Here is a 14,508-nt window from a genome sequence, read left to right as displayed (position 1 = left end):
CAAGTCTTCTAAAATACATCATAAGAAAGTGATTTATATTTATACGTTAATTACTAGATAAAAACTATAAACAGTGAATGTTTAAAGCTTTTTTATTTGTTACCGTTTCCGAAGAAATTAATAATGGATTTTCCATAGTTCATATTTACACTACAAACTTCTGAAATAGATTCGATGGATAAAAAATGGAAAAGGTGGAAAAAAAGTGGAAAAGGTGGACACCATTATTTACGTGGTCTCTCGGTCATATATTTATATAAATTTGATTTCTGGAAATTACCATTTTCTACAATTTCATTCTCAAATTTATCAATATTTTTAGCAAATAAAATATAATCTATCGAAAGAGGTTTTGATTTAAGTTCTTTAAAAAGACAACTTAACCCCCACCCAATTTTTTTTTTATTAATTCTAATTGTATTTATTTTAGAAATAAATTTAGGAAAACTATTATTGAGAAAATACTCCAGTAAATTGCTTTTAATTATTTCATAAGAATTTCCAGTGAAATAACCCTCTGGTAAATGATCTTCAATTGCTTCTATTATTTTTCTCTCTTGTTCACTTAAGTCAAGATTGGTGATTGGCTGTTGTAAAACGTTTATAACATTAACTTCTAAATCGTCTTTTAACCATATAGTTTCTTCGTTACCTTTATATGAAAGTTCTGGAATTTCAAATGTATTTATGAAGTTAATTAGAGAATAACAATAACCAATCAATTCGTCGTTAAAGACTTGATAATTAAAATTACGAACAGTAAATACAGTATTTTGATCATTAGAATTACTATCATATCCGAAAAGAATATTCTGTACTCGATAGTCTACAACTAAAACTATCATCGTTCGAAAAGCTATGTCTTCACTCAGTAATTTTGGATTATCCTGATAAGAATCAAATAAATCTTTGACCAACGGATTGCTATAAGTAAGAGTTTCATCATACATCTTTTTGATAACTAACGCCGTTCGATAAATTTCTATCAATTCATTTTTTACTAATACATTTGTGTTTGCATTCTCAAACCTTTCCGTGTAGTGTTGTTTGTATTCCTCTAGAGATATTAGTTCCCGATCAGATCTAAGATTAATTATCCTGCAAAACCTACCATCTTCATTAATTATATTATCGACATCGTTTTTTTTTGTGAGTGATTGCGAAATTATAACCCAATGAATCGTATTTAGTTCTCTTTTTATTCTTTCAAAAACTGTGATATTCTTTTTTGGATTTATTTTTTCATGATATTTTAGATCTTCCTTATGCCTATCAACAATATTAACTTGCTTCTTTGGCGTTAACACTCCTATCTGTTCTTGAAGCCATTTCTTATAAAGAAAGTACTTTCCATAAACAAATTCCGCATCTGCAGAGAAAAAATCGTAGTCATTGAATTCTAAGTTTTCGTAATAACCGTACTTCCATTTTAAATATTCGTAATGATTCCTTTTTACGGAAGAGCCACTTTTATTAGTAAAAGCATCAACTGTTGATAGTTCTTCAGCTTCGACAATAAAAGCATCTAGTGTTTTCAACTCATCACTGAGTGTTCTTAAATTTATTGGAAATCTCTGTCTAAATGCTTTAACATACGAATCTAGATGAATTATCCCCGTATACATTTTTAACCTTTCAAAAGCTTCTTGTTTTGTGGAAGGAGGAGGGAATATTGTATATTCTGAACCTACAGGAATTTTCAGTCTTTCTGACGTTTCATTGTCAGCAATTTGCGTTACTCTTTTAGAGTTCTCATAAGCTTCATATTGACTTTTAAAATCCATTCGCAACAATTTGGTTTAGAATGACTAATTTACAGAAAAATTTCAATCAAATGATAGATGATTTCGAAACTGTCTTTAATTGATTTTAAGTAATAAATTTATTATTGAATAAAATAAAAAAGCAAGCTAAGTTATTGGAAATCGGCAACGGAAATGCGCATAATAGCAAGCTTCGTTCCTCAACTTGCTACCCTTCGGGACTTATAGCATTTCCATTGCTGATTATCCAATTAAAGACTGCTTTCTTTTTTCCCTTTTTCTTTTGTTAAGTTATTTCTCCATCGTAACAGCCTACAGCCATCATGACCATATTTTACGCATGATACATTCAAATATTTTCCCTAAATTAGAAGCCTGCTTTTAAAAATCTCCAAAGATTGCCACGTTTCTGCAATCAGCAAGATGTACGGTTGTCTGACAACCGCCTATCTTGCCACCTTCTGCCTCGGAACTCGGCGGTGGAGAATCTTAAAAGAAAAGAGTTTGAAAACAATGAAAAGGAAAAATGATGGAAAGAGAAAATTCAAACAGATCACGCAGAATTACCCTGCGCCTGACAGAGAAAGAGTATGCAAAAATTGAAAGCCAGTTCAAGTCTAGCACCTGCAGAAAACTAAGCGATTACATTCGAAAACACTTATTCAGCAGACCGATCATAAGCACTTACCGCAACCAGTCACTAGATGATTTAATGGAAGAAACCGTAGTGCTTTCTTCAGAACTCCGTGCAATTGGAAAAAATATCAACCAAATTGCCCGAAAAATAAATACGCTGAAAATGATTTCTGAGTTTAAGACACAGCTATTTTTATTTGATCTGGAAAGAAAAGCACTTTCCAATAAATTAGAAGCAATCAACAGTCACACACAGAAAATATCGGAACATTGGTTGCAGTCATAAAAACCAGCCGTTCGATAAACAGCATTCTGAATTATAACGAAAATAAAGTTAAGGAAGGAGTGGCTGAATGTATTAGTGCCGTGAACTATCCTCTTGAATTAGAGAAATTAAACTTTACCCAGAAGCTGAACCGTTTTTTAAAACTGTCTTCGCTTAATGAAAACACAAAGAGGAACAGCGTTCACATCTCGCTTAATTTTGACCCATCGGAAAATCATTCTACAGAAAAACTGATTGAAATTGCAGACACTTATATGGAGAAGATAGGTTTTGGGAAACAGCCATATTTAGTATATCAGCATCATGATGCTGGACATCCTCATTTGCATCTGGTCACAAATAATATTCAGAGAGATGGGAAAAGAATTGATCTGCATCTGATAGGAGTTAAAAAATCAGAGCCTGCAAGAAAAGAAATTGAAGATATATTTGGACTGGTAAAAGCGGAAGGAAGAAAACAAAAAGAAGTTTTAACTTTAAAACCAATAAGTGTCGGCAGAGTTGAATACGGAAAAGCAGAATCCCGAAAGGCGATCAATTCAGTATTAAACAAAGTTTTGTTTGACTATAAATATTCAAGCCTGCCCGAACTTAATGCAGTTTTAAATCTCTATAATGTCCATGCGGACAGAGGAAGTGAGGAATCGAGAGTTTTTAAAAATAACGGACTGCTTTACAAGATACTTGACCAGAATTCAAAACCGATAGGTGTGCCTATAAAAGCAAGCGAATTCTACAGCAAACCTACTTTAAAATTTCTGGAAGGAAAATTTAAAACTAATGAAGCAGAGAAAGAGTCTTGTAAAAAATATATGAGAAATGCCATAACACTGGCTTTCCTTCGTGAGAATATAGTTTCTCCCGAGAAATTATCTAAAGTACTGGAAGGAGAAAGCATTCATATGATATTAAGAAAAAGCAGTGAAGGACAGCTTTATGGAATAACTTACGTTGACCACAAAACCAGATCTGTTTTCAACGGAAGCTGTCTGGGAAAGGAATTCAGTGCAAAAGGAATTCAGGAAAGCTGTGCGTTGAACATTCTTGCACTTGAAAGAAAGCATCAAAACTCTATTTCAACAAATTCAGAGAACTTTCGAGATCTTGAATCAAGAGATTATGTAAAAGAAAATCTTGCCGATATTCTGCTTCGTGGTGAAAGAATTGACGATTATATTTCTAAGAAGTTTAAACGTATTAAAAATAAGAGGAGGGTTAGAAGAGATATTTAAATTTTATCAACTTAGATTTACCTTTATTTTTTTAAAATATTTTTATTCTACACATACTACGCAAAATCTTTGCGTAGTATGTTTTTATTTTTGATTAAAATATGAAAAAGGAAGAACATTACAATAGGGTAAACTTCACATTTTGAAAATATTTTATAAAATAGAAAAGTTTTAAAACAATCAATTAAAAATACAATTTATTAAATCCACACTGCTTAACTTATGAAATATAATAATGAAGAATATATCATAATTTCAGAAAAAAGTCAATTAGATGAATGGGTACAAAAATTTGCTCAAGGACAGATGTTTGCAAAGCAATTTAAGTTTTCTGAAAGAAATCTATTTATCTCCTTACTTGAATCATTAGAAATTGACTACGAAGAATTTATGAAAAGGTTTTATTTTTTCGACGCTAAACGTAACTTACATATTGCTGAAAGTGAATTTGGGTATTTTTGGATTAGTACATTTGGTTTGATTGCAAAAAGTAAAGCTACTAATAATAGCGCAGTTAATGCCTGCCTCACTCAATATACCGTACTTTCATTGTTGATGAAAAAATCTATCGAAACAATGAATAGTGAAAATATTTATGATATAGATAGATACTCTTTTGGATATCTTAGTGAATTAACACCTGCTTTGTTTCAAAATATATTATTCTATATAGAAGTATTTTGTAAAGCATACCTATCACTGAATGGTATAAAAACTCCACGTACTCATAAACTTTCAGTAATTTATCAAAAAGCAGTGGAAACTATGAAAATAAGAAAACATTACAACTCTCTTTTTCAAGTTAGAATTCTAGAACCTCTTTACAAATATGTTGAGCATACTAGCAGTATACCAGGAAACTTTAAAGAACAGTTTGTTAAATATGATGACAATTTAGAAGATGATACTGTTATAATTTTTCAACCTGAATTTTTTCTAATTAACCAAGGTATATTTGAATTATCAATTGATTTCATTACTGACTTTTATCATGTTGGTGAAAAGACACATTATCTCGAAGCAAACCTATATCAAAGAATGTTAGATATGGCAGACACTGAGGAAAAAAAGCAAAAAGTGAGATCTGAGTATAGGTATTTAGAGACCAATAATTAGTTACTATTGTATTTGAAATTTATTATATTTCAAATACATAGCCCTAGTGCACCTCATACTCAATTAATTAATTGCAAATTGTTACGACAACAATGGCTGAGAATTAATTGTAAGCTCTAAATTACTATTTTATTTGTATTTTTAATTCGATTTTAATTATCAATCTAGCAAAAATAAAATGAGAGATGATTTTTCCAAACCAGCTAAAGAAATACTTGCAAAAAGGGTAAGCTATAAATGTTCAAATCCAAAATGCAAGAAAATAACTATTGGCGCTCATACATTAATTGACAAAACAATAAATTTGGGCGTTGCAGCACATATTCACGCTGCATCTATTGGAGGGCCACGGTATTGTGAAGAAATGAAATCTGAAGATCGAAAAAGTATTCAAAATGGGATATGGCTCTGTCAAAATTGTGCAAAATTAATAGATACGGATATTTGTAGATATTCCCCTAAAGAATTATTGAAGTGGAAATCACAAGCAGAAAATGAGTCTCTTTCAATTATTAACAATGATTTCAATCAACATTATAACAGCTCTCTTTTTGAAAGTAGAATAAAAGTAAATGAAAAATTATTCAATGAAGTTTCAGAAGCGAACTCATTGATTAATGAACTCATCAATTTAACTGGAATTTCGAACAAAGAAAGACATAATATCGGTTACTATATAGGATTGCAAGTTGCCCAATTTATTCAAGATAATGATTTTTATATCCAAGATGAAATTGGTCTGCAATGTATAGGAACATTTGTAGCAGTGTCAGATATTTTTGACTCAAAAAACACTACTAGAGAAGAAACTTTAGATAACTTTAGAAGAAATGTAAGAGCCTCTTTAAAGTTGCTAAAATCCATTAACTCCGACGGAATTATTGATACAACAAAAAAAACTCCCTTAATGGCTCGCTATAATGAACTACTTGAAGAAAATTCAAAAGATGATTTTCTGAACTAAAAAGAGTAAAAAAAATTACATATTCAGAGTTCTTAGAATAGTAAGCGATATTAATATTAAACTAAATACTGCATTGAGTCATTAATGCTCAAAATGTTAAAGTTTATGTTTCAAATTCTTCTATTTTATTTCATTATTAGTTTCTACATTTTTATTACATCAAATTTTTAAAACTAGTTTGTTGCATTCTTTCTTTTCCTATAATTAATTCAGGTATTTATACCCGTTAATTAATACAACTTAATTGATATTTTTGAGAAGTACCATTATAAATTAATTGCTTTATGGTTTTCCGTAAGTAAAGTATTAATTAAAGTTAAATATTTGTTGATGACTAAAAAATATTATAAAAACAAAATATTATATAATCCAATTTCAAAATAAATTATGTGGAAAGATAGTGAAACTGATATTGATCTGTTAGATTTTGATTATCTAATAGGAATAACAAAAGATATTATTGAAAATGAGTCTTTATCACCTTGCACTATTGGTGTTTATGGGGATTGGGGAAGTGGTAAGTCGAGTTTGGTTGAAATGCTGTTGAAAGATTATGAAAAAAAAGAAGGTTATCTGTGTCTTAAATTCAATGGATGGCTTTTTGAAGATTATGAAGATGCTAAAACAGCCTTGTTGGGTAGTATTTTAGACAAAATAAATGAAAACAAAAAGCTTACTGCCAAAGCAAAATCTACTTTAAAAAAGCTTTTTAATAATCTTAATTATCTTGATGTTGCAAGTAAAGGATTAAAATATGGTGCTGATATATTATTAACAGGTGGAATTGGAACTATTGCAGATATAACTGTTCAAACTGTTCTTAATAAGACAAAATCTTTAACAGAAGATGTAAAAAGTGAAGATATAAAGAAAATTTTGGAAAAGGCATCTAAAAAAGATGAGGTTAGAAAGAATTTGAGAGAATTTAGAAATGATTTCGAAAAATTACTTAAAGAAACCAGTATAAAAAAATTGGTTGTATTTATTGATGAATTAGATAGATGTAATCATGATACTATATTGGAAACCTTAGAAGCTATTAGATTGTTTCTTTTTATTAAAGGTACATCATTTATAATAGGTGCAGATGAAAGACAAGTAATGTATGCCGTAAGAACAAAATTTCCTGAGGTAAAGGGTAATCAAATCGATATCGGAAAGGAATATTTAGAAAAAATGATTCAATATCCAATTAAAATTCCTCAATTAGGGATTAATGAAGTGAAATTCTATATTACCTGTTTGTTTTTCCAAAATGAGTTTAGAGACGACTATAGTGAGATACTTCAATTTATCAAAAAAGGGAGACAAGATAATTTTTTAGATTTTGAAATTACATATGAATTAATAAAAGAAAAATTTGTTAGTCTTGACGAAAATAAAATTAAAGAAACTATTTCATTATCAAAACAATTGTCGTCAGTTCTTTCAAGTAGTTTAAATGGTAATCCACGACATTGTAAAAGGTTTTTAAACTCTCTGTCAATGCGTTTAAAAATGGCAGAGTTAAAGAAAATCAATTTAGATAAAAAGGCATTAGCAAAAATAATGTTGATCGAATATTTTAAAGACGATGTATTTAAAAAGATTGGGCAATTACAATCAAATGAAAAAGGCAAACCTAAAGAGCTTAAATTAATAGAAAACAATGATTGGAATGATGTCGATGTGTTAAAATTGTGGAGAGAAGATGAATGGTTTCAAAATTGGTTAAATATAGAACCTAAATTGGCTGATTTTGATTTGCAACCTTACTTCTATTTTACAAGAGAAAGTCTCCAAAATAATTCAATTAAATCTGTTACGTCCTTAAGTACAGAAGCATTAAGTGTTTTAACTGATTTGCTTTCTCAGTCTGATTCCAAAAGAAAAGAAGCTGTAAAAAAATCTTCTAATATTAGTGAGTTTGAATCTTTAGAAGTTTTGAAGTCGGTTTTCTTTTCAATAGAATCTTCTTCTGATATTGATATTAATTTATTCAAGTCGTTTATTGAATGGTCAGCTACAAGAGAACAACTTTATACTGATGCAATTTCTAAATTGTCAAGTTTGCCAGCTGAAAGAATAAAAGTTTCATTTATACCAAGTGTTTTTCAATTTGGTAAACAGAGTAATAAATTAACTGAAATTAAAGAGTTAGCAAGTAAATGGGAAAAGGAGAGTCCTAAATTAAAAACGGCAATTGCGCTGGAAAATAAATAAGCAAATATGGGAACTTCAAGTATGTACAATGGATATTCCGATGGTAATGGTCAACGTAATCCATTACTTCCTGATGATTTTGATGATAGTGTCGGGAATAATAATGATGGGGATAAAAATCCAGAAAATGATCAAGGTAATCAAGGAAATGGAAAGCCAATTGATAAAAAATGGGAAAACACTAAAAGAAATTTTTCCAAATTAGCATCTGGTACTTCTAAAAATACTAGGGGAGCAGTATCTACATATATTAAAGCCTATGGAGGCTCTAAATCAGCAGCAAAGAATGCAGTATCAGGAATAAGAACAACTGTTGGATTAGGAAACTTTCTAAGTAATGCTTCCACTCAGGGATTTAAGGAATCACTTGAAAATCTTAAAATAGAATATAAAAATAGATCGACGAGCGAAGTTCTTAACGATCTGATTAATTATCTCGCACCCAATCCCATAACAAAGGAAGATTCAATTGCTCGAAAAGCTCTGATTGTTACAATGGAAAAACTATATGAATTAATAGAGAATGACAACATAAATATTGAATCAATTGATAAATTAGATGAAGGGACCGTAAAACAAATAATTCCTTTGTATGTTGAAAGTTATATTTACGAGCGATTGTTAAATGATCTTGGAAGCAGAATAGAAGCAAATTCTTTAAATTCAGCAAATGCAGTTAAACTAGAAAAGGAATTAAAAGAATATATTAATTCTAAGGTCGAAATTACATTCCTAGGGATTGATATGACGAATAGCGAATTTTCAAAAAAGCAAGTGGAAAGTTTATATAATCAATGTTATAAAGTAATGGAGGATTTAAAATGAGTAAAATAGTTTTTAAATTAAATACAGATGACAATTTCAGTGTTCAGGATAGTGATTTTGAGGTAGATTTGACATCAAAAAAGGAGTATAACCATACTTTTTTCAATAGATATAAGAGACTTTATAAAATGCCTCATTTTTTTCAAAATGAAGCTTTAGATTTATGGTATATATCGCTGATGGTTTACTATGCAGATAGAGTAATTTCAAGAAAAGGAACATATGATAATTGGACGAGACAAATTAAAATATATATACCGGTAATTGAAATTGAAAAATGGAATTTAAACAAACATTTGTTAATTACCACATTATCATATTTGAGTGGTGATTTATGGGAAATAGAGTTTAGAAAAAGGACTTTAAATTCTAAAGAAGTTAAAATATCGGAAAAAATACCTAAATGGTTTATCGATGAAAAGTTTGAAACCGATACATTTTGTATGCTTTCAGGTGGCTTAGATTCGTTTATAGGAGCTGTCGATTTGTTAGTCGAAAATAAACATGTTGCATTTGTGGGACATTACGGAGGGGGTAAAGGAGTTAAACCATTCCAAGACAAAGTAAATAGCTTGCTTCAGGAAAAATTTAAAATTGAAGAGAAAAATTTCTTTAATTTTCATGCAGCTCCACAAAAAGGGAAAGAAGATAGTACAAGAACCCGTTCATTTATGTTTTTTACTCATGCTATTATTTTAGCTTCATGTATGAAAAAAAGAGTTAAATTATATATTCCTGAAAATGGACTTATATCTTTAAATATACCACTTACTAATTCACGATTAGGGAGCAGTAGTACAAGAACGACCCACCCATATTATATGCAACAATTACAACTGCTTCTAAATAATTTAAGTATTGATATTGTTTTGTATAATCCTTTTCAGTTTTTTACAAAAGGAGAGATGTTGATCAATTGCAAAGATGAGAGTTTTATAAAGGATAATTATTTTTATACTATGTCCTGTTCGCATCCAGATCAAGTTAGGTATATTAAGGGCAATAAACCTAAACATTGTGGTACGTGTTTGCCATGTACTATAAGACGCGCTTCCATTTTGAAAGCTTTTAACGATGATAATACAGATTATAATGATTTAAATTACAAGAATAAAAAAGCAAAAGTTGAATTGAGATCATTTAAAATTGGAGTTAAGGACTATGAAGATAATAAGGCAAGCAAATTTAGAATTCAAATTGCAGGTCAATTAGTAAAGGATTTAGATAAATATAATGATTTATACAAAAGAGGTATGCAGGAACTATCTAATTTTTTAGATTTGCAAAATGAGTGATTTTTTATTTGATACACATTCCCATTTAGACTTATTAAAAAGTTTTGATTATACTGTTCAGGAAATAGAGAAGAAGAGAATATATACTATTGCTGTTACCAACTTACCCGTCTTATATCAAAAGTTAATAACAAAAGTCGATTCAAAATATATCAAGCCAGCGTTAGGATTTCATCCTGAATTGATTGATCAGTATCAAAAATATATACCTGAGATGTGGAAACTATTACCTGATGCAAGATATATTGGAGAAGTAGGTCTAGACTTTAAAATCGGTAAAGATTCTAAAGTCTTGCAAACCACTTTTTTTGAAGAGTTAATATCTCGATGTAATGATATAGGGGGTAAAATCTTGACTATTCATTCTAGAGGAAGTGCGAAAGAAGTGATCTCAATTATTGGTAATAATTTTAATGGTAAGTATATTTTACACTGGTATTCTGGAAACCTGAAAGATCTACATATTGGAATATCTAATGGAGCTTATTTTTCAATCAATTATGCTATGGTCACTTCATCTTCAGGGCAAAAAATTATTGAGAGCATACCAAATGAAAGACTACTGCTTGAATCAGATTCTCCTTTTATACTTATAAATAAAAAACCTTTCAGCACACTTGAAATAGATAAAGTAGTTACAAAATTAGCAGCCATCAAAAATATAAGCTTTGAAGCGATGCTTCATATTTTATACAATAATTTTAAAATTTTATTAAATAATGCTTAATACGAGTTAGAATAAAAACACAACTTAGCTGTTATGCGTTCGGTTTTTTATATATTTTCGCTTTGGTCAATTTTTAGCATTAACTCTTCAATATTTTTTAAATCACAATGTTGATATGAAATTCTTTCAGATGTTTCTCCTCTGAATTTGCTTATTCTTTTTTCACCAATATAATAATCAAATTTATAATTTCTATTGTCATCAAATGCCAAAATTCTCCATTCTTCAATTTCTTTCAATATGAATTTTTCTATTAGAATCGAATATTTTAATTTTAAATCAGTTCCAAAATAAGGTATATGTATTTCTTTAATTTTACTTATTGGATCTAAATTTGATATTTCTACAATACCTCTAGAAAATGGGTATTTAGTTCTCTTTCTTTTTTTGTTATGCTTATTACTTTGCGGATATAATGAGTGAATTATTTTTGTTCCTTTATATAAAATTAGATTTATTTTTTCTTCCGTTTTATCATCAAAAGAATAGAGACCAAAATATTTTTCAAATTTGTCAGAATCCTTATGTTCATTGTCCGCTACAAAATTTTCTGGCGAATATATTGAGTCGGCAATTTTGATAAAATTTGTTGGATTAATATCTATTGGAAATTTACTTTGGGCTTGAAATCCGTCACCTTTTGGATAAGGTTGAGTTGACCAATAGTTGTGCCTAACTTTGATATGTTCATAGGCAGTATCTAAATTACCTTTAATTAAAATTAGATTTTTATCTGAAATTGTTACGATGCTTAGGCAGTTTAATTTTGATACATTAAAGACGCTTACTCCATAATTTTTGAAAACAGAATTATTTCTAGCTTCTAGCTCGATAATTTCAATTTCTGATTTTGTTAAAAATACTTCCAATATTGCTTACTGTTTGATTCGTTTTCGTTTTTGCAAACTGATGCATAACGTCTTGGCACTACAGCGGGTTTGGGACTAAATTAAGCTCATTCTTCGGATTTGCCAAATCATTCCAAGTACAAAACCAACTTTCTATTAAGCCATATGCCCAAATCCGTTGTGGCCGTTATGTGCTGGCTATTTTATTTATAGTGCTTTGACTATTCCATTATATATTTCATCACTATTAAGTTTTTCAATGCGTAATTGAAATAGATCAATATTAGTTGCATTATCCTGCTTCAAATATTTTTCTATACTGCTTAAAAGATCATCTTTGAAATGCAGAGATTTTGCAAAATAATCTGCGTAGAATTCTGTGTGATTACTATAATCTTCGATTCCATTTTCTGGAGCATTTAGAATATGACCTAATTCATGAGCTATTACTGCATCTAATTCACTATCAATTAATCTCAATGATTGAATGTTTTGTATATTAATTACAAGTAAGTGTTTTCTATCTCCACCAATAAAATATTTGGGTTGAGTAATGCCAAAACTGTTAGCCAAAATGCGTTTGTAAAGATGATATTCATTTGGTATTGCATTAGAAGGGAATAATCTAGGTATATTTCCTAAGTCAGTAATTACAATATGAATATTTTCAAGAAAACTTTCATCTACATTAGTAAATATTCGGTTAATGGAATTCGTAAATAAGATATCGATTTCATTTGATGATGATTTTATTTCTATTGCCATTGTTTAAAAATTTGTTATTTAGATACGGGTTTCTTTAGCTTGCATATAACGTTCTGGCGCTTGGCGAGATTGGGGATTAAATAAGCCTTACATTTTGTTGATGACTAATTTTCAGATACAAAACCATCTATAAATTCAGCCTAAAACTCCAATCTAGCCAAACGGCTATAGTGGTAGTTTTTATTCAGATTTACCTTGGCTCATATTTAATTCACCGCGATAAATAAAAGGTACCCAATATCTCTGATTTGATTTTTCTCCTTTTAATTCCATGAAACCAATATCTAAAAGCTTTTTAATAATTTTTCCAGCTTCGGCGATGCTTAATCCCCAAATTTTACTAAGATTTTGAACAGTTTGTTCAGTTTTTTCACCTTCTAATTTTTCGATATATTCTTTTAAAGAGGGATATTCTGGGTAAATTGTTTGTTGCAATCTTACTTTTGACACTTCATTTAAGGCATTTTTGAATGCTTGTCTTCCAATAATATTTTCCTTTTCTAAATCATTTTGCCCTAATTGAATCTTTTTAACTTGCTCTTGCCGAGCTTCATTAAATAGATGAACTAGCTCCCTAGGTGCAATTATACCTTTTCCATCACGAAGACGGCTTAAAATCCAATCTAGAGTTTTTGGTTTTTTGTCACCTACATCAATTTGGTCAGGAAATAAAGTGTAAAATAGCTCCTCTTGCTTTTGATAATCTGACATTATATCCTCAACATCAATTTCATAATTATCCACGAGCTCTGTATTGTTTAATATCCTTCTAGTGATTAAGTTTAATAATGATTCTTTACTCCATAGAATTGTTAATGTTTTTGTAATATGACTTGCTTCTCGGAAACCTTCTTCAGTAATTCTTTTCCATATATCATCTCTCAAAAAGATTTTAATTTTTAAATGTTGCAAGTTGGATAAATCCCGGTATGTTTTAAAAAGAGCTTTTAAAGCATTTGTTTCTAATTCCAGATTTTCAGTAAAAGCGACATCTAAACGGTCTACAGCAATCCATAAATTAAATTTAGATTCATTTAAACCGTCTTCTAAAAGTTGATAAAGTTCATCGATAGAAATCATTCCTGCGTCATATTCCTCATCAGTAGGCTGTTGGAAAGTTATTTTTAAGCCAGCGCTAAGATTTCCTGTCATATTATCTATTTCTATATTTGGAGATATAGATTCAAGTTTTGATAAATATTCTCTACAAGCTCGTAAAATAGCTTTTAAACCTGGTTGTCTCGGAATTAATTTAGCTTCTTCTAAATGATCATTTAATTTTTTTAACTGCTTGTTTGTTACTTTCCAATCATTAAAAATTGTAATGGTAATTACTAAAAAATATAGTTTCCAAAGTCTAACAAACTCCGTTTCTCCAGTTGGTGGAGAAACTGTCAAACCTTCGAAAACGGTATTTCCCCTAGGGTTTTCAGCTGTAGTAAGAATTATATTCTTATGAAAAAATAAATCTTCACGGTATTTTTCGAGAATAGTATAAAGTGCACTCTTTCCAGCTCCTTTTGGACCATAAATAACATCTATTTCTCCACTGTATAATTGTCGCCAATCTTCTGTTTCGACAAAATAATTGATAAGAGATTCTGTTTCTTCTTCAGCTATTCTTTGCCCGAATTTTATTTTTTGTAGTAATTCTAGTTTTGACATACGACTTAATTTATTCAAAGATATTATTTAAGTTTCTCATTAACATATTCGTCTGCGAGAAAATTACCACTAACTTATTTATATGTGTTACAAAACCACATAAAGCCATCCAAATTCAAGTAGATATGTGTGATAAATTTCACGCATTATTTATTTCATTTTTTTTTCACTACAAACTATCAAA

The 14,508-nt window shown here is 29.6% G+C and carries 12 protein-coding genes; 8 read left to right on the top strand and 4 right to left on the bottom strand.

The window, feature by feature from the left end:
- Positions 1-224: 224 nt before the first annotated feature.
- Positions 225-1,784: a hypothetical protein gene (locus V6624_RS05720; protein ID WP_338841242.1), complete on the bottom strand. Its 1,560-nt coding sequence runs from the start codon at positions 1,782-1,784 to the stop codon at positions 225-227.
- Between the two features lie 508 nt (positions 1,785-2,292).
- Here V6624_RS05720 and V6624_RS05715 point away from each other — a divergent pair.
- The 8 genes from V6624_RS05715 (at position 2,293) to V6624_RS05680 (ending at position 11,046) form a co-directional block, all read left to right on the top strand.
- Positions 2,293-2,685: a plasmid mobilization protein gene (locus V6624_RS05715; RefSeq protein WP_338841241.1), complete on the top strand. Its 393-nt coding sequence runs from the start codon at positions 2,293-2,295 to the stop codon at positions 2,683-2,685.
- Entirely contained in the window at positions 2,670-3,917 is a 1,248-nt protein-coding gene (locus tag V6624_RS05710; RefSeq protein ID WP_338841240.1) for a relaxase/mobilization nuclease domain-containing protein, read from the top strand. The genes V6624_RS05715 and V6624_RS05710 overlap by 16 nt, the downstream gene beginning before the upstream one ends.
- A 222-nt stretch (positions 3,918-4,139) precedes the next feature.
- Positions 4,140-5,033: a hypothetical protein gene (locus V6624_RS05705; RefSeq protein ID WP_338841239.1), complete on the top strand. Its 894-nt coding sequence runs from the start codon at positions 4,140-4,142 to the stop codon at positions 5,031-5,033.
- Positions 5,034-5,211: 178 nt separating this feature from the next.
- Complete coding sequence (locus tag V6624_RS05700) at positions 5,212-5,997, top strand: hypothetical protein (RefSeq protein WP_338841237.1); 786 nt, start codon at positions 5,212-5,214, stop codon at positions 5,995-5,997.
- A 387-nt stretch (positions 5,998-6,384) separates the two neighbouring features.
- Positions 6,385-8,199: a KAP family P-loop NTPase fold protein gene (locus V6624_RS05695; protein ID WP_338841236.1), complete on the top strand. Its 1,815-nt coding sequence runs from the start codon at positions 6,385-6,387 to the stop codon at positions 8,197-8,199.
- A gap of 6 nt (positions 8,200-8,205) precedes the next feature.
- On the top strand, positions 8,206-9,024 hold the full coding sequence (qatB, locus tag V6624_RS05690) for a Qat anti-phage system associated protein QatB (protein WP_338841235.1): 819 nt from the start codon (positions 8,206-8,208) through the stop codon (positions 9,022-9,024).
- Positions 9,021-10,319 (top strand): Qat anti-phage system QueC-like protein QatC, encoded by a 1,299-nt coding sequence (qatC, locus tag V6624_RS05685; RefSeq protein ID WP_338841234.1) that lies wholly within the window; start codon positions 9,021-9,023, stop codon positions 10,317-10,319. The genes qatB and qatC overlap by 4 nt, the downstream gene beginning before the upstream one ends.
- Entirely contained in the window at positions 10,312-11,046 is a 735-nt protein-coding gene (locus V6624_RS05680) for a TatD family hydrolase (RefSeq protein ID WP_338841232.1), read from the top strand. The genes qatC and V6624_RS05680 overlap by 8 nt, the downstream gene beginning before the upstream one ends.
- 47 nt (positions 11,047-11,093) lie before the next feature.
- On the opposite strand, the gene V6624_RS05675 is transcribed toward V6624_RS05680, so the two are convergent.
- The 3 genes from V6624_RS05675 to V6624_RS05665 form a co-directional block, all read right to left on the bottom strand.
- Positions 11,094-11,915, bottom strand: a complete 822-nt coding sequence (locus tag V6624_RS05675; RefSeq protein WP_338841230.1) for a hypothetical protein — start codon at positions 11,913-11,915, stop codon at positions 11,094-11,096.
- Positions 11,916-12,101: 186 nt separating this feature from the next.
- Positions 12,102-12,659 carry a hypothetical protein gene (locus V6624_RS05670; protein WP_338841229.1) on the bottom strand — a complete coding sequence of 186 codons (558 nt, stop codon included), beginning with the start codon at positions 12,657-12,659 and terminating at the stop codon, positions 12,102-12,104.
- A gap of 180 nt (positions 12,660-12,839) precedes the next feature.
- Positions 12,840-14,324: a P-loop ATPase, Sll1717 family gene (locus tag V6624_RS05665; protein WP_338841228.1), complete on the bottom strand. Its 1,485-nt coding sequence runs from the start codon at positions 14,322-14,324 to the stop codon at positions 12,840-12,842.
- Positions 14,325-14,508: the final 184 nt, after the last annotated feature.

This window comes from Flavobacterium ginsenosidimutans (assembly GCF_037478105.1).
GTDB classification, from domain to species: domain Bacteria; phylum Bacteroidota; class Bacteroidia; order Flavobacteriales; family Flavobacteriaceae; genus Flavobacterium; species Flavobacterium ginsenosidimutans.
This window is presented reverse-complemented; position numbering and strand designations above follow the sequence as displayed.